At 66.3% G+C, this 20,970-nt stretch carries 20 protein-coding genes and 2 tRNA genes; 6 read left to right on the forward strand and 16 right to left on the reverse strand.

The window, feature by feature from the left end:
• The first annotated feature begins 23 nt into the window (after positions 1 to 23).
• A complete protein-coding gene (locus tag KNJ79_RS11045; RefSeq protein ID WP_317151100.1) occupies positions 24 to 1,364 on the forward strand; it encodes a chloride channel protein in 1,341 nt (446 codons plus the stop codon).
• A 65-nt stretch (positions 1,365 to 1,429) separates the two neighbouring features.
• Here KNJ79_RS11045 and KNJ79_RS11050 read toward each other — a convergent pair whose 3' ends face one another.
• The 3 genes from KNJ79_RS11050 to ettA all read right to left on the reverse strand — a co-directional run bounded on the left by KNJ79_RS11050 (position 1,430) and on the right by ettA (position 5,249).
• Positions 1,430 to 2,986, reverse strand: coding sequence for an arylsulfatase (locus tag KNJ79_RS11050; protein ID WP_317151101.1), 1,557 nt, complete (start codon positions 2,984 to 2,986; stop codon positions 1,430 to 1,432).
• Positions 2,987 to 3,115: 129 nt separating this feature from the next.
• A complete protein-coding gene (locus tag KNJ79_RS11055; protein WP_089214613.1) occupies positions 3,116 to 3,565 on the reverse strand; it encodes a PaaI family thioesterase in 450 nt (149 codons plus the stop codon).
• A 4-nt stretch (positions 3,566 to 3,569) separates the two neighbouring features.
• Positions 3,570 to 5,249, reverse strand: a complete 1,680-nt coding sequence (gene ettA / locus KNJ79_RS11060) for an energy-dependent translational throttle protein EttA (protein ID WP_089214614.1) — start codon at positions 5,247 to 5,249, stop codon at positions 3,570 to 3,572.
• 146 nt (positions 5,250 to 5,395) lie between these two features.
• Between ettA and KNJ79_RS11065 the strand changes: the two genes are divergently transcribed.
• Together KNJ79_RS11065 and KNJ79_RS11070 are read left to right on the forward strand one after the other, a co-directional pair.
• On the forward strand, positions 5,396 to 6,784 hold the full coding sequence (locus tag KNJ79_RS11065; RefSeq protein WP_317151102.1) for a M28 family peptidase: 1,389 nt from the start codon (positions 5,396 to 5,398) through the stop codon (positions 6,782 to 6,784).
• Between the two features lie 3 nt (positions 6,785 to 6,787).
• Complete coding sequence (locus KNJ79_RS11070) at positions 6,788 to 7,216, forward strand: hypothetical protein (protein WP_317151103.1); 429 nt, start codon at positions 6,788 to 6,790, stop codon at positions 7,214 to 7,216.
• 86 nt (positions 7,217 to 7,302) lie between these two features.
• Here KNJ79_RS11070 and KNJ79_RS11075 read toward each other — a convergent pair whose 3' ends face one another.
• Positions 7,303 to 7,470, reverse strand: a complete 168-nt coding sequence (locus KNJ79_RS11075; RefSeq protein WP_141133904.1) for a peptide ABC transporter permease — start codon at positions 7,468 to 7,470, stop codon at positions 7,303 to 7,305.
• A 2-nt stretch (positions 7,471 to 7,472) separates the two neighbouring features.
• Positions 7,473 to 7,844: a PRC-barrel domain-containing protein gene (locus KNJ79_RS11080; protein ID WP_089214617.1), complete on the reverse strand. Its 372-nt coding sequence runs from the start codon at positions 7,842 to 7,844 to the stop codon at positions 7,473 to 7,475.
• A 26-nt stretch (positions 7,845 to 7,870) separates the two neighbouring features.
• Here KNJ79_RS11080 and KNJ79_RS11085 point away from each other — a divergent pair, with 26 nt between their 5' ends.
• Positions 7,871 to 8,119 (forward strand): EF-hand domain-containing protein, encoded by a 249-nt coding sequence (locus KNJ79_RS11085; protein ID WP_317151104.1) that lies wholly within the window; start codon positions 7,871 to 7,873, stop codon positions 8,117 to 8,119.
• A 10-nt stretch (positions 8,120 to 8,129) separates the two neighbouring features.
• Here KNJ79_RS11085 and KNJ79_RS11090 read toward each other — a convergent pair whose 3' ends face one another.
• The 6 genes from KNJ79_RS11090 to KNJ79_RS11115 form a co-directional block, all read right to left on the reverse strand.
• On the reverse strand, positions 8,130 to 8,549 hold the full coding sequence (locus KNJ79_RS11090; protein WP_317151105.1) for a YidH family protein: 420 nt from the start codon (positions 8,547 to 8,549) through the stop codon (positions 8,130 to 8,132).
• A 113-nt stretch (positions 8,550 to 8,662) separates the two neighbouring features.
• Positions 8,663 to 8,739, reverse strand: a tRNA-Pro gene (locus KNJ79_RS11095).
• A 48-nt stretch (positions 8,740 to 8,787) separates the two neighbouring features.
• Positions 8,788 to 10,263 (reverse strand): M20 family peptidase, encoded by a 1,476-nt coding sequence (locus KNJ79_RS11100; RefSeq protein WP_317151106.1) that lies wholly within the window; start codon positions 10,261 to 10,263, stop codon positions 8,788 to 8,790.
• A 65-nt stretch (positions 10,264 to 10,328) separates the two neighbouring features.
• A tRNA-Ile gene (locus KNJ79_RS11105) sits at positions 10,329 to 10,404 on the reverse strand.
• Between the two features lie 54 nt (positions 10,405 to 10,458).
• The gene (locus KNJ79_RS11110; protein ID WP_317151107.1) at positions 10,459 to 11,487 is read right to left on the reverse strand and encodes a polysaccharide deacetylase family protein; all 1,029 of its coding nucleotides are present in this window, start codon (positions 11,485 to 11,487) and stop codon (positions 10,459 to 10,461) included.
• Between the two features lie 13 nt (positions 11,488 to 11,500).
• Positions 11,501 to 13,165 (reverse strand): sensor histidine kinase, encoded by a 1,665-nt coding sequence (locus KNJ79_RS11115; protein WP_317151108.1) that lies wholly within the window; start codon positions 13,163 to 13,165, stop codon positions 11,501 to 11,503.
• Between the two features lie 182 nt (positions 13,166 to 13,347).
• Here KNJ79_RS11115 and KNJ79_RS11120 point away from each other — a divergent pair, with 182 nt between their 5' ends.
• A complete protein-coding gene (locus KNJ79_RS11120) occupies positions 13,348 to 13,821 on the forward strand; it encodes an Lrp/AsnC family transcriptional regulator (protein WP_089214799.1) in 474 nt (157 codons plus the stop codon).
• Between the two features lie 87 nt (positions 13,822 to 13,908).
• On the opposite strand, the gene KNJ79_RS11125 is transcribed toward KNJ79_RS11120, so the two are convergent.
• Positions 13,909 to 15,207 (reverse strand): tetratricopeptide repeat protein, encoded by a 1,299-nt coding sequence (locus KNJ79_RS11125; RefSeq protein WP_317151109.1) that lies wholly within the window; start codon positions 15,205 to 15,207, stop codon positions 13,909 to 13,911.
• Positions 15,208 to 15,404: 197 nt separating this feature from the next.
• Positions 15,405 to 15,701, reverse strand: a complete 297-nt coding sequence (locus KNJ79_RS11130) for an Hpt domain-containing protein (protein WP_089214624.1) — start codon at positions 15,699 to 15,701, stop codon at positions 15,405 to 15,407.
• A gap of 68 nt (positions 15,702 to 15,769) precedes the next feature.
• On the opposite strand from KNJ79_RS11130, the gene KNJ79_RS11135 reads away from it, so the two are divergent.
• Positions 15,770 to 18,130, forward strand: a complete 2,361-nt coding sequence (locus KNJ79_RS11135) for a hypothetical protein (RefSeq protein ID WP_317151110.1) — start codon at positions 15,770 to 15,772, stop codon at positions 18,128 to 18,130.
• A 158-nt stretch (positions 18,131 to 18,288) separates the two neighbouring features.
• Here KNJ79_RS11135 and KNJ79_RS11140 read toward each other — a convergent pair whose 3' ends face one another.
• Genes KNJ79_RS11140 through KNJ79_RS11150 form a run of 3 tightly spaced genes read right to left on the reverse strand, consistent with a single transcriptional unit; the run spans position 18,289 to position 20,969 of the window.
• The gene (locus tag KNJ79_RS11140) at positions 18,289 to 18,549 is read right to left on the reverse strand and encodes a DUF1467 family protein (RefSeq protein WP_317151111.1); all 261 of its coding nucleotides are present in this window, start codon (positions 18,547 to 18,549) and stop codon (positions 18,289 to 18,291) included.
• Positions 18,550 to 18,552: 3 nt separating this feature from the next.
• Entirely contained in the window at positions 18,553 to 20,187 is a 1,635-nt protein-coding gene (locus tag KNJ79_RS11145) for a ribonuclease J (RefSeq protein ID WP_317151112.1), read from the reverse strand.
• Positions 20,184 to 20,969, reverse strand: coding sequence for a type III pantothenate kinase (locus tag KNJ79_RS11150; protein ID WP_317151113.1), 786 nt, complete (start codon positions 20,967 to 20,969; stop codon positions 20,184 to 20,186). Before KNJ79_RS11150 ends, KNJ79_RS11145 begins: the two co-directional genes overlap by 4 nt.
• Between the last annotated feature and the right edge of the window lies 1 nt (position 20,970).

Genomic DNA, 20,970 nt, shown 5'->3' on the forward strand with positions numbered 1-20,970 from the left:
ACGCTCAGTCCACAGGGACGCCCATGCCGACCAAGCCAAATCTGCCGCGCTGGGTGCGCCTGTGGCAGCTGCGCGCGCAGCGCCGGGCGCGCAGCGAGGTCGTGGACATCTGGCGCCGCGCCGCGATGGTCGGCGGCGCCCTGCTCCTCGGCTTCGTCGCGCTCGCCTTTGCGAAGGCGGGGGACGAGGCGCAGAAGCTGATCTTCCATATTTCGCATCGGGCGTGGTGGCTGCCCATCCTCGTCACCCCGGCGGGCTTCGCCTTCGTCGTCTGGGCGGCGAACCGCTTTTCGCCCGAATCGCGCGGGTCGGGCATTCCGCAGATCATCGCCGCCGGGCGCCGCCCGGAGCTTGAAGCGAACGGCCCGCTCGTCTCGCTGCGCACCGCCTTCGCGAAGCTGGGGCTGACCTTGTCGACGCTCGCGGTCGGCGGATCGGTCGGGCGCGAGGGGCCGACGGTGCAGGTCAGCGCCGCGATCATGATCGCGATGCACCGTTTGCTGAAAGTCCGCATCACCGCGGGCGTCTATATCGCGGGCGGCGCCGCGGGGGTCGCGGCGGCGTTCAACACGCCGCTCGCCGGGATCGCCTTCGCGATCGAGGAACTCGCCTCGGCCTATGAACAGCGCGTCGCGGTGCTGACGATGGGCGCGGTGATGATCTCGGGCCTCGTCAGCCTCGCGGTCGCGGGCGACTATATCTATTTCGGCGTGATGCGCGACACGCTGGGGGTCGGCGACACCTTGCTGATCGCGCCAGTCGCCGGATTGGGCGGCGGGCTCGCCGGCGGGCTGTTCGCGCGTATCGTCCTTGCGGCGAGCGACAGGACCGCCGACTGGGCGCGCCGCGTCGCCAAGCGCCCGATCCTCTTCGCCGCCGGTTGCGGACTCGTCGTCGCGCTGGTCGGCGTCGCGACGAAGGGCGCGACATGGGGCACGGGCTATGACGTCACCAAGTTCCTCGTCGAAGGCAACCACGGCAAGCTGTGGTTCTTCCCCGCGAAATTCGCCGCGGCGCTCGCTTCGACGCTGAGCGGCGCGCCGGGCGGTATCTTCGCGCCGTCGCTCGCCGTGGGCGCGGGTTTCGGCAATCTGCTGACGCCGATCTTCCCCGAAAGCCCGGTCGGCGCGGTCGTGATGATGGGAATGGTCGCCTATTTCGTCGGCGTCGTGCGCGCGCCGCTGACCGCGGTGATCATTCTGATCGAGGCGACCGCGGCGCGCGGCGTCATCCTGCCGCTGTTCGCGACCGCGCTGATCGCCGACTGGACGAGCGCGCAGATCTGCCCGACCCGCCTCTATCACGGCCTCGCGCGGCGGATGATGCCGCAAAAGGGCAAGCCGCCCGCGGTCGCGGTTCCCTGACGCCGCAACGAGAAAGGGCGCACGCCGCAGCGCACGCCCTTTCCCGAGACGCCTCTGGAAGATCGTCAGTTGCTGCTGCCACCAGGATTCGACAGCAACGCCATCGCTTTCTCAAGAGCGACATGGACGCTCAGCGTGTCCGCCGCTTGCCGGGGCGGGAAAGCCTTCAGGCTCTCTAGGTGATCTTTGATGATCGGCGCGCCGGCGGTCGGTGCCCACATCTTGGCCGCGAAGAATTTGCGCCCCGCATAGCCCCATTCATGGCTCTCTGGATCGATCTTCTCCATCGGATCCATCAGCAAGTTGAAGAGATAGGGCACGCTGGGATAGACTTTCTCGTTCCACCAGCTCCCTTCCTTTTTGACGCCGATGTGCATCTTCCACGATCCGACGCGCACCGCCATCAGGTCGGTCTCGTCGTAGTAGAAATAGTGCTGGCGTGCCGATTTATCCGTCTTGCCGGTCCAGTGATCGAGCTGATTATAGCCATCGAGATGAACCTTGTAGGTGACCCCATTCATCTTGTGGCCCTTGAGCAGCTTGTCCTTCAGGTCCGGGACGCCAGCCGCTGCGGCCAGTGTCACGTACAGGTCTTCGTGGCTTTGGAGCGCATTCGAAGAACTACCAGCGGGGATCTTGCCCGGCCATTTGATCAAGCAGGGGACGCGCACGCCGCCTTCCCAAGTCGTGCCTTTCTCGCCACGGAACGGTGCATAGCCACCGTCTGGCCACAGCATCAACTCGTTGCCATTGTCGGTCGAATAGATAACGATCGTATCGTCCTCGACGCCCATCTCCTTCAGCTTCGCGAGCAGTTGCCCGACCTGCTCGTCATGCTCGATCATCTTGGCGCGGACGACATCTTCCTCTGCACGGCCCTCGTCCACCGCCTTCTGAATATATTCCTTCGTCGGGTGGGAGTAGATGTGGATTGCAGTGGTGTTGAACCAGCAGAACCACGGCTTATCGCCCTTGCCCACGCGGTCGAGCCAGTCGAGCGTCTTTTCAGTCACCTCGGCGTCGAACGTCTCCATACGCTTGCGGGTAAGCATACCGGTGTTCTCAATCTTCTGCTTGCCACGCTTGCCGAAGACCCCGTCCTCGGTTGGATCATCCTCGTCGGTAGCCCAGGCGTGGAATGTCCCCCGGGGGCCATAGGTTTTTGTGTATTCCGGATTTTTCTGTCCCGGATAATCCAGTTCCTCGGGCTGCTCCTCCGCGTTGAGGTGATACAGGTTGCCGAACCATTCGTCGAATCCATGGACGGTCGGGAAGAACTCATTGCGGTCGCCCAGGTGATTCTTTCCGAACTGGGCGGTGGCGTAGCCTTCGTTCTTCAGCACTTCGGCGAGGGTAGGGTCTTCCTTCTGAATGCCGAGTTTCGATCCCGGCTGGCCGATCGTGGTCATGCCTGTGCGAATGGGCAGTTGTCCCATGATAAAGGCGGCGCGGCCAGCGGTGCAACTGGGCTGCCCATAATGATCGGTAAAGATCATACCGTCCTTGGCGATGCTGTCGATGTGGGGCGTGCGGCCCATCATTCCATGCGTGTAGGCACCCACATTCCACATGCCGATGTCGTCACCCCAGATGACGAGAATATTGGGTTTTCCGTTGGGCATCGCAGATCTCCTCGTTGCGCATGAGTCGAGGAGAAGCCTATCGAAAGGCCTTTGCCGGCCTATCGGGGTAAACACCGATTTAGTCGGGGACGCTGGCTGAGGCCCGATATATCGACCGCGCCGCGCGGGTCACGGAATCGCGTAGGTCACGCTCGCCTGCCCCACGGGCCGGCTCGCCTCTTCGGTGTAGAGCCGCACGTCCATCACGGCGAGCCGCTTGCCGAGCCGGAGCAGCGTCGCTTCGGCGTTGAGCGGTTTCGGCAGGCACGGGCGCAGGAACTGATAGTTGAGCGCGCTCGTCACCGCCATCGCGACGGGGCCGATATGCGCGAGGACGAGCGCATAGGCCGCCATGTCGGCGAGCGCCATCTGGGTCGGCCCCGAAATGAGCCCGCCGGGGCGCAGCATCGTCTCGGCCGGCTCCTGCCGTGCGACGATCCGCCCCGGCTCGGCCGAGATCACGCGGCCGCGCGATCCCGGCGCCGAATTGGGGAAAGCCTCCGCCATGAATGCGTTGAGCGCGTCCACGTCCATGCGGATCGCGTCCGACGACGGCGGCGTGCCCTCCCCTTCGCTCATCGGCTTATCGCGTCAGCTTCTTGTACGAAGTGCGATGCGGACGCGTCGCCTCGTCACCGAGGCGGCGGATCTTGTCCTCTTCATAGGCTTCGAAATTGCCCTCGAACCATTCGACATGGCTGTCGCCCTCAAAGGCCAGGATGTGCGTCGCAAGGCGGTCGAGGAAGAAGCGGTCGTGGCTGATGACCACCGCGCAGCCGGCGAAATTTTCGAGCGCTTCCTCGAGCGCCGCGAGGGTTTCGGTGTCGAGGTCGTTGGTCGGCTCGTCGAGCAGCAGCACGTTACCGCCGGCTTTCAACATCTTCGCCATATGGACGCGGTTGCGCTCGCCGCCCGACAGCATCCCGACCTTCTTCTGCTGATCGGTGCCCTTGAAGTTGAACGCGCCGACATAGGCGCGCGTCTGCATCTCGTGCTTGCCGACGGTCATCATGTCGTGCCCGCCCGAGATTTCTTCCCAGACATTCTTGTTGGGGTCGAGCGCGTCGCGGCTCTGGTCGACATAGCCGAGGCGCACCGTGTCGCCGAGCGTGATCGAACCCTCGTCGGGCTGTTCCTGTCCGGTAAGCAGGCGGAACAGCGTCGATTTGCCCGCGCCGTTGGGGCCGATCACCCCGACGATGCCGCCCGGCGGCAGCGTGAAGGACAGATCCTCGAAGAGCAGCTTGTCGCCATAGGCCTTCGACAGATTTTCGACCTCGATCACCTTGCCGCCGAGGCGCTCGGGAACCTGGATGACGATCTGCGCCTTGCCGGGGGCGCGGCTTTCCTGCGCTTCGACGAGCTGATCGAAGCTCTTGATGCGCGCCTTCGACTTGGCCTGGCGCGCCTTTGGCGACTGCCGGATCCACTCGAGTTCGTCCTTGATCGCCTTCTGGCGGCCGGCGTCCTCGCGCGCCTCCTGCTCGAGCCGCTTGCCCTTCTTGTCGAGATAGGTCGAATAATTGCCCTCATAGACAAAGTAGCGGCTGCGATCGAGTTCGAGGATCCAGTTCACGACATTGTCGAGGAAATAACGGTCGTGGGTGACGAGGATGACGTTGCCCGGATAGTCGACCAGGTGCTTTTCGAGCCACGCGACGCTTTCGGCGTCGAGATGGTTGGTCGGCTCGTCGAGCAGCAGGATCGACGGCTTTTCGAGCAGCAGGCGGGTGAGCGCGATGCGGCGCTTTTCACCGCCCGACAGATTTTCGACGCTCCAGTCGCCCGGCGGGCAGCGCAGCGCTTCCATCGCGATTTCGAGCTGGTTGTCGAGCGTCCAGCCGTCGACCGCGTCGATCTTTTCCTGCAGCTCGCCCATTTCGGCCATCAGCGCGTCGAAATCGGCGTCCTCGGGCGGATCGGCCATCAACGCGCTGATCGCGTTGAAACGGTCCATCATGTCGGCGACGCCGCGGACGCCGTCCATGACATTTTCCTTCACCGTCTTGGTCGGATCGAGCTCGGGCTCCTGCGGCAGATAGCCGACGCTGATCCCTTCACCCGGCCACGCCTCACCCGTGAAATCCTTGTCGATACCCGCCATGATCTTCATCAGCGTCGATTTACCCGTGCCGTTCGGGCCGACGATGCCGATCTTCGCGTCGGGATAGAATTGCAGGTTGATATTGTTGAGCACCGGCTTTTGCGCGCCGGGATAGGTCTTCGACAGACCCTTCATCACGAAACTATATTGGGCGGCCATCGAACTGCTCCGAAATCTGGATAGGCCGCGCCCTCGATCCGGGCGGCGGCGGGGAGAGATTTAGATCGAGCGCCGGTTAGCGAATGGGCGCGCGCTTGGCAATCGGCGCTTGCTCCGCGCGCGGGCTGGCCGCTAGGACGGCGCGCATGAAAAATATCCCCGCACCCGTCCGCGTCGCCGGACTCGCCGCCGCCATCCTCTCCACGTCCAGCGTCTTCGCCTTGCAGGCGCCGACCGCCGCCGAGCTGGCGCAACAGGGCGACGACCCGGCGTGGGAGATCACCGAAGGGCTGACCACCGAAATCGGCCCGCGCCCGGCGGGCAGCGATCGCGAGGCGGCGGCGCGCAAATGGGCGGTCGCAAAGCTCAAGGCGATGGGCTTCGCCAATGTGCGCGAGGAACCCTATCAGATGCCGGTGTGGCAGCGCGGCGAAGAAAAGGCGTGGCTTACCGCGCCCTTCGTGCCGCAAAGCCTGACGATCACCGCGCTCGGCAACAGTGGCGCGACGTCGCCCGCGGGCCTCGAAAGCGAAGTTGCCTATTTTTCCGGCTTTGACGCGCTCGCGGCGGCGCCCGACAGCGCGGTGAAGGGCAAGATCGTCTTCATCGACAATCAGATGGAACCGACGCAGGACGGCAGTGGCTATGGACTCTATGGCCGCGGGCGTTTCGTCGGGCCGAACGTCGCGGCGAAGAAGGGCGCCGCGGCGATCGTTATCCGCTCGATCGGCACCGACGATCATCGCAACCCGCACGCGGGCGTGACCAATTTCGAGGACGGCGTGACGCCGATCCCGGCGGGTGCGATCTCGAACCCCGACGCCGACCAGCTCGTCCGCCAGTGGCAGCGGATCAGGGCCGGCGGCACAAAGGGGCCGCTCAAGCTGAAGCTGCTCCTCACGCCCGAGGCCATCGGTGAACGGACGTCGGGCAACGTCATCGCCGAAGTGCCGGGCCGCGACGCGGACGCCAGCCCCGTGATCGTCGCCTGCCACCTCGACAGCTGGGACCTCGGCACGGGGGCGATCGACGACGCTGCAGGCTGCGGCATCGTCGCCGCGGCCGCCAGGCATGTGATGAGCGCCGGCCAGCCGCGCCGCACGATCCGCATTCTGTGGGCGGGCGCCGAGGAGGTTGGGGTGTTCGGCGGCAAGGCCTATTTCGACGCGCACGGCAAGGAAAAACATGCCGTGGCGCTCGAATCGGATTTCGGTGCCGACCGCGTATGGCGCGTCCAATTCAAACTTCCCGAAAGCGCCGCCGATCTTGAGAAGCGCGTCAGCGCCGCCGTGGCCCCCTTCGGCGTCGTCACGGGCCATGACGAAGCGCATGGCGGCGCGGACGTCGGGGCGCTGGTCGAAGCCGGCACGCCTGCGGTCGATCTGGGTCAGGATGGGACACGTTATTTCGACGTTCATCACACGCCCGACGACACGCTCGACAAGGTCGATCCGGCGCAATTGCGGCAGAATGTGACGGTCTGGGCGGCAACTCTGGCGATTCTCGCGAACAGCAGCGACAGCGAGCTGCCATAGGCCTTGACGGCGAATGGCCGATTTCCGCGCGGCCGTTCCATCTCAATTATTTTTGTTGACGATTCACGCGGAACGTCTAAATCCCGCCGCTCGCGCAACGGGAAATTTGCCCTAGCGCGGAAAGGCATTTTAGGGAGCCCACACATCATGAAGAAGTTTGCTGCTATCGCCGTTGCCGCCAGCATGTTCGCCCTCGCCGCTTGCGGCGAGAAGGCTGCTGACGAAGCCACCACCACCGAAGCTCCGGCCGCTGACGCGACCATGGAAGCCGGTGCCGACGCTGCCGCTGCCGGCGCTGACGCCGCTGCCGAAGGTGCGGAAGCTGCTGCGACCGCCGCTGACGCCGCTGCGACCGACGCTGCTGCGCCGGCTGCCGACGCTGCTGCTGCTCCGGCTGACGCCGCTGCCGCTCCGGCCGAAGAAACGAAGTAAGTCACAGCCCTTCGGGGCAATGACCGAACCGAAAAGAGGCGGTCTTCCTTCGCGGAAGGCCGCCTTTTTCTTTGCCGCGGGACAAGTCAGCCCGGCGCCAGCAGCGCGGCGATCAAGGCGACGATCGCAAAGGCGACCAACCCGCCCAGAAAGATCAGGCGGCGTAGGCGCGATCTCAGGATGATCTCGCCGCCGCGCGCATCGCGCGCCGAACAGACCGGCGCGTTCGCGGGCTCTTCGTCGCGCCCGGCCATCGTCAGAGCATCGGATAGCTCAGGCCGTAATAGCCATAGATGGTCCGGCCATAATCATCGGTATATTCGGGCGCTTCCTCGCGAGCGTAACGCGGCGCACCTTCGACCTGCTCCTTCGTCAGATTGACGACGTAGCCGCCCTTGTCGGTATCATAGGTCAGCATTTCCCACGGAATGGGATAATGATCGCTGCCCAGGCCGAACAGGCCGCCGAATTCGAGCACGGCATATTCGCTCTTTCCGGAGCGCTTTTCGATCATAACGCTGGTGATCGTGCCGAGCTTTTCGTTTTGGGGATTGTACACCGCAGTGCCCTCGACCTTGTCGGAGGCGATCAGGCGGTGCGTTTCGGTTCTTTCGAGGGTGTCAGCCATGGTTCCTTCTCCTGCTTGGGATGGGGATGACGCTGCGAGGGGGTTCGCAGCGCCACCTGTCAGACCAACGGGCCGCACCGCGCGATGTTCCTTCGGCCCGTCGCAGCCGGGCCACAGCTGCGCGGGAGCGGCGCCGCGAACCGCTTGCACGGCGCCGCGAAGAGCTGGGCGCCGCCCCGGCTCCGGTCTTCGACTGCGCCGACAGCAACGGCGACGGCTATGTCGACCGGGCCGAACTCGCGGCGCTGAAGGCGAAGCGTTCGCAGGCCTATTGACCCGGCGTGATCAGATCGCGCGCGTCGCGATGCCCGCGAACAGCAGCACGCCGATGACCGACATGAAGGCCGCCATCAGCAGCACCGGGCGGCCGAGCCGGAATTTGCCTGCCTGCTCGAGATCGCGGAGCGTCAGCCAATAACCGATCGTCCCGAGCAGGATCGACCCGACGCCCATCGCCGCGAGAACCAGTCCCACCGTTTGCGGGCTCTGACTGTTCTGGATCGTCCCCGCGTCGGCCATCGACTCGAGCACCTTGTAGATGGTGAAGCCAAAGCTGAACATCGACAGCGCGGTGCGGATCCACGCCATCAGCGTCCGGTCCGCCGCCATCACCGTGCGCAGTTCGCCCAGATCCTTGGGCCGCGCGGGTATCCGTTCGATCTCTGCCATGTCGCTCCCCAGGCCCGCCTTGCTCGCCACGAGCACGGCCCATCCTCGCCGCAAACGGGAGAAACCGACATCGGGACAAATCCCGAGGTGGCGCGGCGACATTACCGGGGGCTTCCGGCACCCGAGCGTCGATGCCGGGAGAGGGTAATTGGTCGGGGAGACAGGATTCGAACCTGCGACATCCTGCTCCCAAAGCAGGCGCGCTACCGGGCTGCGCTACTCCCCGACACGACGCGCGCCTTAACAGGATGGCGCGCGAAGTCTATCCCGAACGTCAACCCGTCGCGGTGGCGATCAGCCGCGCGTAGAAATCGATCATCCGCTTGAAGCTGTCGACCGCCATATGTTCGTTCGTGCCGTGGATCATCGCGGCCTCCTTCAGCGAGACGTGCATCGGCATGAAGCGATAGACGTCCTTCGACACCGGCTCCATGCTGCGGCTGTCGGTGCCGGCGACGACGAGCGTCGGGGTCAGCACCGCGTCGGGCGCGTCGGCGCGCGCTGCGGCGACGATCCATTTCCAGCCCTGCGAGTTGGTCGACGAAATGCGCGACGGCTCGCGCGGCGGCTTGACCCACGACAGATCGACGTCGAGGTCGCCGACCGCCTCCTTCGCGCGCGCCATCACGTCGGCCGAGCTGTTCCACGGCGCGATGCGATAGTTGATGAGCGCGTTCGCCGACTGCGGCAGAACATTCTCCTTGGGGCTACCCTGCAGCATCGTCGGCGCGATCGTGGTGTGAAAGGCGGCGGCGGTCGAAGCCGATGCCGCGATCTGCCGCCTGAGCAGCGGCGCGAACAGCCAGCGGTTCGCGACCGCCATCCTGGTCGTCCCGCCCTTCTTCGCCGCCAGCGCCTCGAGCATCGACGCGCCGGGGCCGCGCACTTCGAGCGGGAACGGATGGTCGGCGATCGCGAGTACCGCCTTGGCGAGCGTCGTCACGCCGGTCTGGGCGGGCGGCATCGAGCTGTGGCCGCCCGGCGCGTTCGCGGTGACCTTCAGCGTGCCATAGCCTTTTTCGCCGATCCCGATCATGATCGCCGGCCCGTCGATCACCGGCGTGTCGGTCAGCACGACGCTGCCCTCGTCGATGGTGAAGATCGCCTCGACCCCGTCGGCCTTCAGCTTTTGCGCGGCGGAGACGGCGCCCGATCCGCCGGCCTCCTCGTCATGCCCCGAAACGAGATAGATGCCGCGCTTCGGCTGGAAACCCGCACCCGCGAGCGCCTCGATCGCCTCGAACAGCCCGATCAGCGATCCCTTGTCGTCGACCGTCCCGCGGCCCCACACGGCATTCTCGGCAATCGCGCCCGAAAAGGGCGGATATTTCCAGTCGCCCTCGGTGCCTTCGGTCACCGGCACGACGTCCTGATGCGCCATGACGATGATCGGCGCGAGCGATGCGTCGCTCCCCGGCCAATGATAGATCAGCGTGCGGTTGGGCAGGATGGTCCGCGTCATCGCCTTGTGCGCGGCGGGATAGGTCGCGGCGAGCCAGCTGTGCAGCCGGTCCCACTCGGCGATCTGGTTGTCGGCGGGGTCCTGGTGCGAGATCGTCGGAATCTGCGCCGCGGCGCTCAGATGCTGAACCGCCGCGTTCAGGTCGAAGGGCGGCGCGGGCGCGAGCGTCACATCCTTGCCGTCGGCGATGTCCCTGGGTTCGAAAGTCGCGGTCCGCACCGCGACCACTCCGGCCGCCACGGCAAGGATCGCGATCCCTCCCAGCAAGATCGTGCGCCCTTTCGCCATCGTCCCCTCTCCTTTTTTGGTGGAAGGGTCTTTGGACCAACTAACGGCGATGCTGGCAAGGGAAATGGTGGGCCCGGCAGGACTCGAACCCGCAACCTAGCCGTTATGAGCGGCCAGCTCTAACCATTGAGCTACAGGCCCCGAAGGGTTTCGCGGGCGATAGCGGAGCGCGCGCCCGATTGGCAAGAGAGTCGATCAATCGGCGGCCATCGCGACGACCGCGTCGGCGCGCGTCGGCTCGACACCGCGGCGCGCAAGATGGCTCAGCACGACATCCCACCAGCGATAGAATTGCTCCAAATCGGCGTCGGAGCGGACATAGGGCGTGTTGCCCGGCTGGAGCGAGGGCGAGTGGAAGGAAAAGGTAAGCAACGGCAGTCGCTGTTCGACCGCGATGTCGATCGCCCGGCAGGCGCGCGCCGCGGGAATGCCTTCGGGGGTCAGCGCGATCCGCTCGACGAGCCCGAGTCGCGCGAGCAGCGCCCGCGCATGCGTTCCCTCGCGCGCGACGCAGTGATAAAGGCCCTGCCCCCTGCTTCCCAGCAGACCGCCGAACAGCGTCGTCACCGGCACTTCGAGCAGATCGCCCGCCTCGGTGCGCACGCGCCAGGGGTGCAGCGGCGCCTCGCGATAATCGGGGCCGTGCCCGGCGCGATAGTCGAACCCCGACCGCACCGAGGTATCGCAGCGAAAGCCGAGTTCGGTCAGCATCGCCGCGGTTTCGGGGCCGAGACCATAGCGCCCCGCCCGATAGACGGCGGGAGCGACGCCGAACGCATCGCGGATCGCGTCACGCAGCGCGCGCATCTTGGCGCGCTGCAGATCGGGCGGCAGATTGCCGGTATAGCTGTTGCGCTCGTTCACCGGCTCGTCGTGCGGCGGCGTCACCCACGGATGGAGCTGTGCCCCGATGTCGCAGCGCCCGCCCGCCTGCGCGTCGCCCAGAATTGCGCGCGCGCGCTCGTCGGCGACGATCGGCCAGTCGACCAGATAGATGGGCGCGACGCCGGCGCGCTCGAACCAGGCCTGGCAATCGGCGAGCGCAGGCACCGAATCGAGGCGATAGCCGTCGCGCGCGAAGGGCTTCGACCAGTCGAAATCCTCTTCGGTGTCGATCGTTACCCAAAAGCGCGGACGCTCTCCATCGGCCAGACGGATCACGTCCGCCGATGCGGGACGGTCGAACAAATTGCCCCCCGCCTGCAAGCCGCTCCCCTCTGCCACGAATGGCTCCCGTTCAGTCGCCCTGCCGGACCTCCCGGTCGGCGTCGATCCCGGGGTTGGCCGAGCGGAGGTGCAAGGTCAAGGCGTTATGCCCGATATGGAGCCGTCCCCCCGAGCCGCGCGCGAGGCTGTCGACCAGCCGCAACGAGAAGCCGAGGCTCAGCACCGCCGCGCCGGGGGCTTCGCCCTCGGGACTGAAGCCCGGGTCGAGCAGTTCGGCGGTGCTTGCGAAGCGGATCGCCGCGGGTCGGACGAGCCGCAGCTGCAGCATGTCGTCATGCGCGTCTTCGATCACGAGCTGTCCGGCCATCGTCGTGCCGGGATCGCAAATATCGACGAGGGCGGTGATCAGGCGCCCGATCATCCGCCGCGCGTCGGCATCGCTCGCCTTCGCCAGAAAAGGCCCCCCGACCCGCGTAACCGTCAGGTCGACGCGCTGGTCGTCGAGGAGGCTCGCGAGGTCGCTTTCGACCTCCGCCACGATCGCGCCGAGATCGGCGACCATCGCCGGGGCGTCCTCGGCGGGCTCGGCTTCGGTGCGCGTCGCGACGTCGAGATCGTCGATGATCTGCTGAATCGCCGCCGCGTCGGATACGATCGTCTCTGCCATCGCGCGATAGGACTGGCTGACCGGGCCGAACATCTGTCCCGATATGATCTGCGCAAAGCCCGAGATCGCGTTGAGCGGGCTGCGCAGCTCGTGGATCAGCTGGCGGATCGAATCGCCCGAATCCTCCGCGACGCGCCGCCCATAGGGGATTTCGCTGCGCAGCGGACGCCGCGCGGTGCCGCGATAGCCGCGGAACTGGCCGGTCGCGCGGTCGAACCAGGGCAGCGCCGAAAAGCGCCACTCACCGGCTTCGCTCGGCCGTCCTTCAAGCATCATCCGCGCGTTGATGATTTCGGCGCGCTGGCGAAAGGCGCCCGCCGCGACGCCGTCGACGCCGGGTTCGCCGCCGATCGGCGCTTCGGCGATCGACAGGCCGATGAGCGCGCCGCGCACGATGCCCTCGACCCACTGGACGACCCCGTCGGGGCCGGTTTCGAAGCTGAAGCCTTCGCTCGCGCTCTCGCCGGTCGAGGCGCTGGACCGGGCGCGCGACGACTGAAATTTGCCAATCCGCCGAACAAGCTCGCTGATCTGGCTCGGCTCGCGCCCGGCTTCCGGCTCGTCGGCGCCTGCGCCGCCGGGGCCGGCCGCCGGCGCATGGCCGGCGACGGCGGGCTCCGGCCGCGTTGTTGCGGCCGCAGGCGGCTCGGGCAAGGCCACCGAGCCGCTTCCCAGGGTCGCGAGGGCGCGCCGGGTCCCTGCGGGCAGATCGTCGCGCCCGGCCAGAATCGACCGCGCGACCGCGCCGGTCGCCGGGAGCAGCGCGAGCCAGGCTGCATCGGACAGGCGGACATCGCGCAGCAACGCCGCCGCGACGCTCGGCACGTCATTGGCGTAAAAGGCTGCAAGCGGCGCAAAACGGCAATGCCGCGCAACGGCGCGGGCGCAATCGCGGCGAATCGGCTCGGGAACCCGCGAACGAAGCGCGGCGAGCATATGGAAGGCGCGGCGGACATCGGCGTCGTCCAGCCGATCGCCGCGCTGGGCGAGGATATCGGAAAGCTGGCGCCAAACCGCGATACTCGCGCGGCCGTCGGCGGGCGCGTGGCGCAGGATGGTCGAGATCATCGTGTCAGCAGTCACCCGCAACCGGCCCCACACCCGTCTTTGTTGGTTAGCATTTGATTAGCGGCTAGCTCGAATCCGGCAAACTGGAAAGCGTCTTAACCATCGCGTCGCATTGTGGGACAATTGCAATCGCCTGAAATAATATTATGGTCGCGCTATTCGTGGAAAGCGGAAGTTACAAAATGGCGAGCCAGAAATTCGATCAGATCGACCTGCAAATTCTAGGTGAACTACAAAAAAACGGACGGATCACCAATGTCGAGCTGGCGCAGATGGTCGGGCTCACCGCGCCGCCGTGCCTGCGCCGCGTGCGCGCGCTCGAGGAATCGGGCGTCATCCGGTCCTATCACGCCGATCTCGATGCGGCGAAGCTCGGCTATGGCATCACCGTTTTTGCGATGGTCAGCCTGCGCAGCCAGGCCGAAGCCGACCTGAAGGCGTTCGAAGATTATGTCGGCGGCCTCGCCGAAGTGCGCGAATGCTATATGCTCAACGGCGAAATCGACTTTCTGCTGAAGGTCGTGGCGCGCGATCTGCAGAGCTTCCAGTCCTTCCTGACCGCGCATCTGACCTCGGCGCCGAACGTCACGAGCGTCAAGACCTCGCTGACCATCCGGACCGCGAAACAGCTCGCGGGAATTCCGGTAGACATCTGATCCCGGCACCGAATCGCCGGCACCGAATCGAAAGGGGCGCCGGCATGATGCACGGCGCCCCTTCCATTTTGCGAGAAGCCGGGACGATCAGTTCGCCGCCGCGGGTTGCGCCGCGGGCGCGGCACCGGCGGGCGCCGGATTGAGCTTCGCGAGCCAGAATTTGGCGGCCAGCGCATAGGCGCCGCCGACCTGGCCGAAGCCCGTCTTTGCCGCCGCCGTATCGCCCGCCATCGCCTGCGCCGCGGCGAGGCGATAGGTCCACATATCCTTGTCGGCGCCCGCATTGACCGCCGCCTGATAGAGCGGAATCGCTTCGGCGTAGCGGCCATAGCCGAACAGCGCATCGCCGGTCGCGCCGGCGACCTTCGGGTTCGAAAGCGTCGAAGGCTTCTTGGCATAGGCGCCGATCGTCGATTCCTCGTCGCCCGCGCGTTCGGCCTGCGCCTTCTTCATCTCCGAAAGCTGCGAATCGGTCGCCGAGACGACCCCCGCCTTCTGTCCGGCGTCGATCACCGCAACCGCCTCACCCGGCAGCGCGGCTTCGGTCGCCAACTGCGCATATTCGGCAAATTCGGCGCGATTCCGCAGCGCGTCGGTCGCGCGCATCAGGCGAAACACATCGAGCGAAAGCTGCTTGTTGGCGCCCGCCTGGCCGAGCACGAGGCGAAGCGCCTGATTCCACACCTGGGGGTCCGGATAGGCCTGCGCCCGAAGCGCGAGCAGGTCGAACGCCTCGTTGGTGCGATTGGCCTTCTGCAGCGCGTTGATGGGGTTGACGAACATCCAGTCGGGGGGCGTCTGGCCCGCGGCCATCATGCGGTCGATCTCTGCCTTGGCAAAGGCGATGCCCTTGTCGGTCTGCCCGCCGTTCACATAGCTTTCGAGGAGCATCGCCGGCAGATTGGACTCGGTCGACCCGGCGGCCTTCGCCGCCTCGAGGCGCTGGATAGCCTTGGCATAATCCTTCTTCTGATAGGCGAACTGGCCCGAGAAGAAGTTGAAGGTCGCGGCGTTGGCGGGCTGCACCTTGCCCGAATCGAGCGCCATATCGAGCCCCTTCTCCTGAAGGGCCTGATCCTTGTTCAGGATGCCGAGCTGAAGCGTGAAAAAGCCGAGGAAATATTTGTCATCGTCGGTGGTCGCCGTTCCCTGCCCCTCTGCGATCGCGGCCTGCAGCGCGGCGGCATCCTGCTTCTTCAGCGATTCGTCCATCTTCTGAACGGCCGGCAAAAAGCCTTTGCTCGGCGAAGCCTGCGGGCCCTCGGCGGCCTCTTCCTTCTTCTGCTTTTCGCGGGCGGCGGCGGGCGCCGCCGCGGTCGTCATCAGCGCGCAGCCCAGCACGGCGGCCATCGCCGTTGCGGGCATCGAGCGGAAACGGTGAAACATGCGAATCTCTCCTTAGAAATCGACCGTAAAGGGGGGGAAACTTCAAGCGGCCGGCGTTTGGTAACGCGGCTAGACTGCCCGCGTTGCCAAGGCAAGACGGGCGCGGTCGATTCGCTATGCCGACAAACGGCTGAACGGGGTTTGAACCCGGTTCGTCGACGCGAGGCGTTCGGCCGCCAGGGCGCCGGACCGGAAGATCAGGCGAGCACGTCGATCGCAGCGTTGATCCGGCGCAGCACGTCGGGATCGCCCGGCACCCCCGCCATCGCCTCTTCGGCGAGTTCGATCAGCGGCACGATGCCGAAGGTTCCGGCAAGGCTTTTAAGGCGCAAAGCCGCCATATTCCAGTTGGCGTCGCAACGCGAGCGGCGCAGCAGGTCGGCGAGTTCGCGCGCGCCGCTTGCAAAGGTCTGGCGCAGGTCGAGCGCCGCCGCCGGGTCGCCTCCGACCGCGGCCGAAAGATACCGGTCGAGGGGGCCGCTATCGAACGACATTCCACAGCCCTGTCATCGCATGGTTAAGTTTCCGTTTCATGGACGACATTTGATGCTAATATGGCGCCATGACGGGGCAGAAGAAGATCGTCGGTTTGTGGCGCGATTCCGCGACAAATCAGGATGCGAACGAAGCGGCGGCGGTCGAACCCGCCGCCACGGAAACGGTGCCGGCTGCCGAAGTCGAAGCACCGGCGGAGCGCGACTGGCTCGACATGTCCGCCCTGACCGATGAGGACGAAGCGGCGGCGGATTCCGCGCCCCCGCCCGCCACGCGCGACCGCATGGTCGGCGTTGGCCTTTCGCTGCTCGCCGCCGGCTGGACCGGCTTTGCCCTGTGGGTGGCGACGCACGGGTTCACTGCGGCGCCTGCCCTCGCCGCCTGGCCCGCACTGATCGCGACGATCGCGATGCCGCTCGCGCTGCTTACGCTGCTGTGGATGGCCTGGCTGCGGTCGGGACGCTCGGAACAGGCACGCTTCGCGAGGGTGGCGGCGGCATTGCGCGCGGAAAATATCGCGCTTGGCGATACCATGCGCGCGCTCGGTCAGCATCTTGCCGATGCGCAGAAACAATTGTCCGAACAGGCGGCGCTCGTCCAGCAATTGGGGCTCGATACGGTCGCGCGGCTGCACGAAAGCAGCGACAAGCTGGCGAGCAATGCGTCGGTCATCGCCAATGCACACGACCAGCTCGCGCGCTCGGGCGATGTCGCGATGCAGCGCATGGACGGCCTGCTCGCCGGCCTGCCGCGGATCGACGACGTCGCGCAGCGCCTCGCGGTCAATTTCCGCGAGGCGGGTCTCGTCGCGCACCAGCAGGGCGCCAATCTCGAAGCGAAGCTCGCCGCGCTGTCGGAGGAGGCGGCAAAGGCCGCGCAGACCGGGCAGGAATCGGCCGCGAGCCTCGACGATGCGATCGGCACGCTGCGCACCAGCGGCAAGGAAGCCGAAAGCGAATTGCTCGCCGCCTCGGCCGCGATCACCGGCGCGCACGGCACGACGCTGGCGCAGATCACCAATGCGGCGGGTTCGATCCGCGAAGAACTCGCGGCGACCGTCGAAGCGCTGTCGGCGCGGATGGATGCGAACTGGCAGCAGTTCCGCGAAGGCGTCGAAGCCGCCGCGAGCGAACTCGACGCGCGCATCGCCGCGGCGCGCGCCGCAGGCGAGATGATCGGCGCCGACCTCGACCGTTATGGCGAGGCGGGCGAAGCCCTCACCAGCCGGATCGGCGAAGAAGCGGTTCGCGTGCGCGAGCATCTGGAATTGCTCGATGTCAGCGTCTCGGCGAGCACCGGCGTCATCGGGCGCGCGATCGACGACACCAAGGCGCAGCTTGCCGCCTTCCTCGCCGACGTCACCAAGGGCAATGGCGCGGCGCACGAGCTGATCGGCCACGCCGAATCGCTGCTCCTCGCGCTCGATGCGGTAACGCGCGAACTCGACGAGACGCTGCCGAATGCGCTCGATCGCATGACCGCGCATGGCAGGACGACGCAGGGCGCGCTCGCCGAGATGAAGCCGATGCTCGAGGCGTCAGAACTGGTTGCGCAGTCGACGCTGTCGCACGTCAACGCGGTCCGCGCGACGCTGCCGCGCAATGAAGAACATATCGCCGCGCTCGGCGAACGGCAGGAAGCGCTGACCGCGCGCATCGCCGCCGCGCTCGCCGACGCCGACGCCGCGCTCGCAAAGCTGCGCAGCGGCGCCGACGAATTTGCCGAACAGGGCGGCGCGCGCATGGCCGCGACGCTCGACGAGGTGCGCGCGACCGCCGAAACCGCAGCGGCCGAGGCGCGGCAGACGCTCGACGCGCTGATCGCCGGCGCGCGCGCGACGATGGAGGCGACCGCGAGCGAAACGATCGACGCCGCCTTCAAGAGCGAGGTGATGAAGCAGCTCGCCGAGATCGAAGCCGCGTCGCAGCGCGCGGTCGAGGCGGCGAACGGCGCCGCCGAACGGCTGATGCGCCAGATGATGACGATCATGGACACCAGCGCGAGCGTCGAGCAGCGCACGCTCGAGGCCGAACAGGCGATCGCCGCGTCCGATCGCGACAATCTTGCCAAGCAGGTCGGTCTGCTCACCGAGGCGCTCAAATCGACCGCGATCGACGTCACCAAAATCCTGTCGGCCGAGGTCAGCGATACCGCATGGGACGCCTATCTGAAGGGCGACCGCGGCGTCTTCGCGCGCCGCGCGGTCAAGCTCGTTGAAACGAGCGAGGCCAGGGAAATCCTGCGCCTCTATCAGAACGACGACGGTTTCCACGCCGCGGTCAACCAGTTCATCCACGACTTCGAAGCGATGCTCCGTCTGCTCATCGGCGCGCGCGACGGCTCGGCGATCAGCGTCACGCTGCTCTCCTCCGACATCGGCAAGCTCTACGTCGCACTGGCGCAGGCGATCGACCGCCTGCGGGGGTGATGCGCCGGACGTCGGCTAACGACCGGTTCCTACTTACCAATCATCGTCACCCCGGACTTGATCCGGGGTCCACGACTTCGGCGCTGCTATGGATCCCGGATCAAGTCCGGGATGACGAAGGAGAGTGGGCGAATGACAACCCCACCCCAAAGCCGCCGCTACGCCCGCCCCGCGATCACGTCGGGGTCGACCCAGCCCTGCAGATAGGCGAGGTAGAAGAGCAGAAAGATCGCGGCGGTCACCACCGTCATCTGAACCATGATCCGCAGCGGGCGAATGCGCACCGGCGCGCCGGGCTCCTGTCCCTTCACGAAAACCTCGTCCTCGTCGCCCGCGCGGCGGCCGTGGAAGGGGAGCACGAAGAAGGCGCTGAACACCCACATGAGCAGATAGATGGCAAGGGCCGAGGTCCACTGCATCGGTCAGACGTCCACGATCAGCACGTCGACGATCGGCTTTTTTCCGGTCCAGTCGGTCGCGACGCGGCGCACGCCGAGGCGGATCGCTTCCTTCAGCGCATCGCGGTCGCGCGCCTTTTTCGACGCCGCCTGCTCGGCCGCCTCGTTCATCTCGTCGAGAAAGGCCTCGCGGTCGTCCTCGACCGGCACGCCGCGATACTGGATTTCACTACCGATATAGCCTCTGGCGCCGAGCACCACCGCAACCGAAATCTGGCCGTTCCACGACAGCTTGCGCCGCTCGTTCAGCGTCTCGCCATCCGCAGGCAGGATCACGTCGCCGTCGAGCACGAGCCGCCCCGACCGCACCCGCTCGACGATCGTCGCCGCGCCCGGTGCCAGGCGGCAAAGGTCGCCATTTTCCTGCACCAGCGCCGCCGGAATCCCCTGTTCGAGCCCGAAGCGCGCCTGCTCGTGCATGTGCCGGACTTCGCCATGCACCGGCACGATCAGCTTCGGCCGCAGCCAGCCATAGAGCGCCGCGAGCTCGGGCTTGCCCGGATGGCCGCTGACATGGATATGCGCCTGCTTTTCGGTGACGGTCAGCACATCCTTCGCGGCAAGCTGGTTCATGATCCGCCCGATCGCGATCTCGTTGCCCGGGATCTGCTTGGAGGAGAAGACGACGGTGTCGCCGGCCTCGAGCTTGATCTGGTGGACGTCGCCCGCCATGCGCGCGAGCGCGGCGCGCGGCTCGCCCTGCCCGCCGGTCGCGATCACCATCACCTGGTCGCGCGGCAGCCGCATCGCTTCGTCGAAATCGACCGTCGGCGGGAAATCCCTGAGATAGCCGACCGAGCGCGCGACGCTGAGGATACGGTCGAGCGAGCGCCCCGCGACGCACAGGCTGCGCCCGGTCGCGCGCGCAACCTCGCCCAGCGTGTGCAGCCGCGCGGCGTTCGAGGCGAAAGTGGTCACCACCACCCGCCCCTTCGCCGCGCCGACCGCCGCGACGAGCCCCGCGCGCAGGTCGCCTTCGCTGCCCGATGGCTGGGTGTTGAAGACGTTGGTCGAATCGCACACCAGCACGTCGACCCCCTCGTCGCCGATCGCCGACAGCATCGCCGCAGTCGCGGGCTCGCCGAGGATCGGTTCCTCGTCGAGCTTCCAGTCGCCGGTGTGAAACACGCGGCCATAGGGCGTGTCGATCACCACCGCGCTCATTTCGAGAATCGAGTGCGCGAGCGGCACCATGCGCAGGCGGAACGGCCCGAGTTCGAAGCGCGCGTCGATGTCGACGGTGCGGACCTCGACCTCTTTCTCCAGCCCCTCTTCGGCGAGCTTGTGCGCGATCAGCCCCGCGGTGAAGCGGTTGGCATAGAGCGGCACGCCGAGTTCGGCGGCAAGATAGGGGAGCGCGCCGATATGATCCTCGTGCCCATGCGTCAGCACGATGCCGAGCAGATTATCGCGGCGATCCTCGATGAATTCGAGGTCGGGCATCACGATGTCGATGCCCGGATAGTCGGGCGTCCCGAAACTGACGCCCAGATCGAGCATGATCCACTTGCCGTCGCAGCCATAAAGATTGGCGTTCATGCCGATCTCGCCCGACCCGCCGAGCGCGAGAAAGAGCAATTCCTTGCCGGGGACGGTCATCGGGAAGAGCCTCTCTGATTATATAAGTGCATAAGTCCGTTCAATGTCAGGTCGGGTTCGACGCGATCGAAGAGATGCGCCTGTTCCTGAAACAGCGCAGCGAGCCCGCCGGTTGCGATCACGGTGAGCGGCTTGTCGATTTCGGCCTTCATCCGCGCCATCAGCCCCTCGATCATCGCGACATAGCCCCAATAGACCCCGATCAGCATCTGGCTTTCGGTCGTGCGGCCGATCACGCTGTCCGACCCCGGCGCCTCGATCGCGATGCGCGGCAGCTTCGCCGCGGCGTTGACCAGCGCCTCGAGCGACAGATTGACCCCCGGCGCGATGATCCCGCCGAGATACTCACCCCCCGGACCGATATGGTCAAAGGTCGTCGCGGTGCCGAAGCTGATGACGAGCTTGTCCGTGCCGGGCGCGATCGCCTGCGCCGAAATCGCGTTGCACGCCCGGTCGGCGCCGACCGACTGCGGCTCGTCGACCTTGAGCGCGATGCCCCAGCTCACCGGCGGCCGCCCGGCGACCAGCGCCTCGACCCCGAAATATTTATCGGCGAGGAGCTGAAGATTGTGCAGCGCGCGCGGCACGACGGTCGAGATGATGACCGCGTCGATCTCGCCGCGGTCGAGCCCTTCGAGGCGCAGCAGCTGGTCGAGCCACACCATATATTCGTCGGCGGTGCGGCGGTCGTCGGTCGCGATACGCCAGCGCGCAAGCGCCTCGGAATCCCTGAAAACCGCAAATTTGGCATTGGTGTTGCCGACATCAATCGCAAGCAGCACG

Source organism: Sphingopyxis indica, assembly GCF_032879645.1.
In the GTDB taxonomy this organism is placed as follows: Bacteria; Pseudomonadota; Alphaproteobacteria; order Sphingomonadales; family Sphingomonadaceae; genus Sphingopyxis; species Sphingopyxis indica.

Excerpts from the sequence above, each read along its gene's own strand:
- KNJ79_RS11045 (WP_317151100.1), top strand. The coding sequence starts at position 24 with ATGCCGACCAAGCCAAATCTGCCGCGCTGGGTGCGCCTGTGGCAGCTG.
- KNJ79_RS11050 (WP_317151101.1), bottom strand. The coding sequence starts at position 2,986 with ATGCCCAACGGAAAACCCAATATTCTCGTCATCTGGGGTGACGACATC.
- KNJ79_RS11055 (WP_089214613.1), bottom strand. The coding sequence starts at position 3,565 with ATGAGCGAAGGGGAGGGCACGCCGCCGTCGTCGGACGCGATCCGCATG.
- ettA (WP_089214614.1), bottom strand. The coding sequence starts at position 5,249 with ATGGCCGCCCAATATAGTTTCGTGATGAAGGGTCTGTCGAAGACCTAT.
- KNJ79_RS11065 (WP_317151102.1), top strand. The coding sequence starts at position 5,396 with ATGAAAAATATCCCCGCACCCGTCCGCGTCGCCGGACTCGCCGCCGCC.
- KNJ79_RS11075 (WP_141133904.1), bottom strand. The coding sequence starts at position 7,470 with ATGGCCGGGCGCGACGAAGAGCCCGCGAACGCGCCGGTCTGTTCGGCG.
- KNJ79_RS11080 (WP_089214617.1), bottom strand. The coding sequence starts at position 7,844 with ATGGCTGACACCCTCGAAAGAACCGAAACGCACCGCCTGATCGCCTCC.
- KNJ79_RS11085 (WP_317151104.1), top strand. The coding sequence starts at position 7,871 with ATGACGCTGCGAGGGGGTTCGCAGCGCCACCTGTCAGACCAACGGGCC.
- KNJ79_RS11100 (WP_317151106.1), bottom strand. The coding sequence starts at position 10,263 with ATGGCGAAAGGGCGCACGATCTTGCTGGGAGGGATCGCGATCCTTGCC.
- KNJ79_RS11115 (WP_317151108.1), bottom strand. The coding sequence starts at position 13,165 with ATGATCTCGACCATCCTGCGCCACGCGCCCGCCGACGGCCGCGCGAGT.
- KNJ79_RS11120 (WP_089214799.1), top strand. The coding sequence starts at position 13,348 with ATGGCGAGCCAGAAATTCGATCAGATCGACCTGCAAATTCTAGGTGAA.
- KNJ79_RS11125 (WP_317151109.1), bottom strand. The coding sequence starts at position 15,207 with ATGTTTCACCGTTTCCGCTCGATGCCCGCAACGGCGATGGCCGCCGTG.
- KNJ79_RS11130 (WP_089214624.1), bottom strand. The coding sequence starts at position 15,701 with ATGTCGTTCGATAGCGGCCCCCTCGACCGGTATCTTTCGGCCGCGGTC.
- KNJ79_RS11135 (WP_317151110.1), top strand. The coding sequence starts at position 15,770 with ATGACGGGGCAGAAGAAGATCGTCGGTTTGTGGCGCGATTCCGCGACA.
- KNJ79_RS11140 (WP_317151111.1), bottom strand. The coding sequence starts at position 18,549 with ATGCAGTGGACCTCGGCCCTTGCCATCTATCTGCTCATGTGGGTGTTC.
- KNJ79_RS11145 (WP_317151112.1), bottom strand. The coding sequence starts at position 20,187 with ATGACCGTCCCCGGCAAGGAATTGCTCTTTCTCGCGCTCGGCGGGTCG.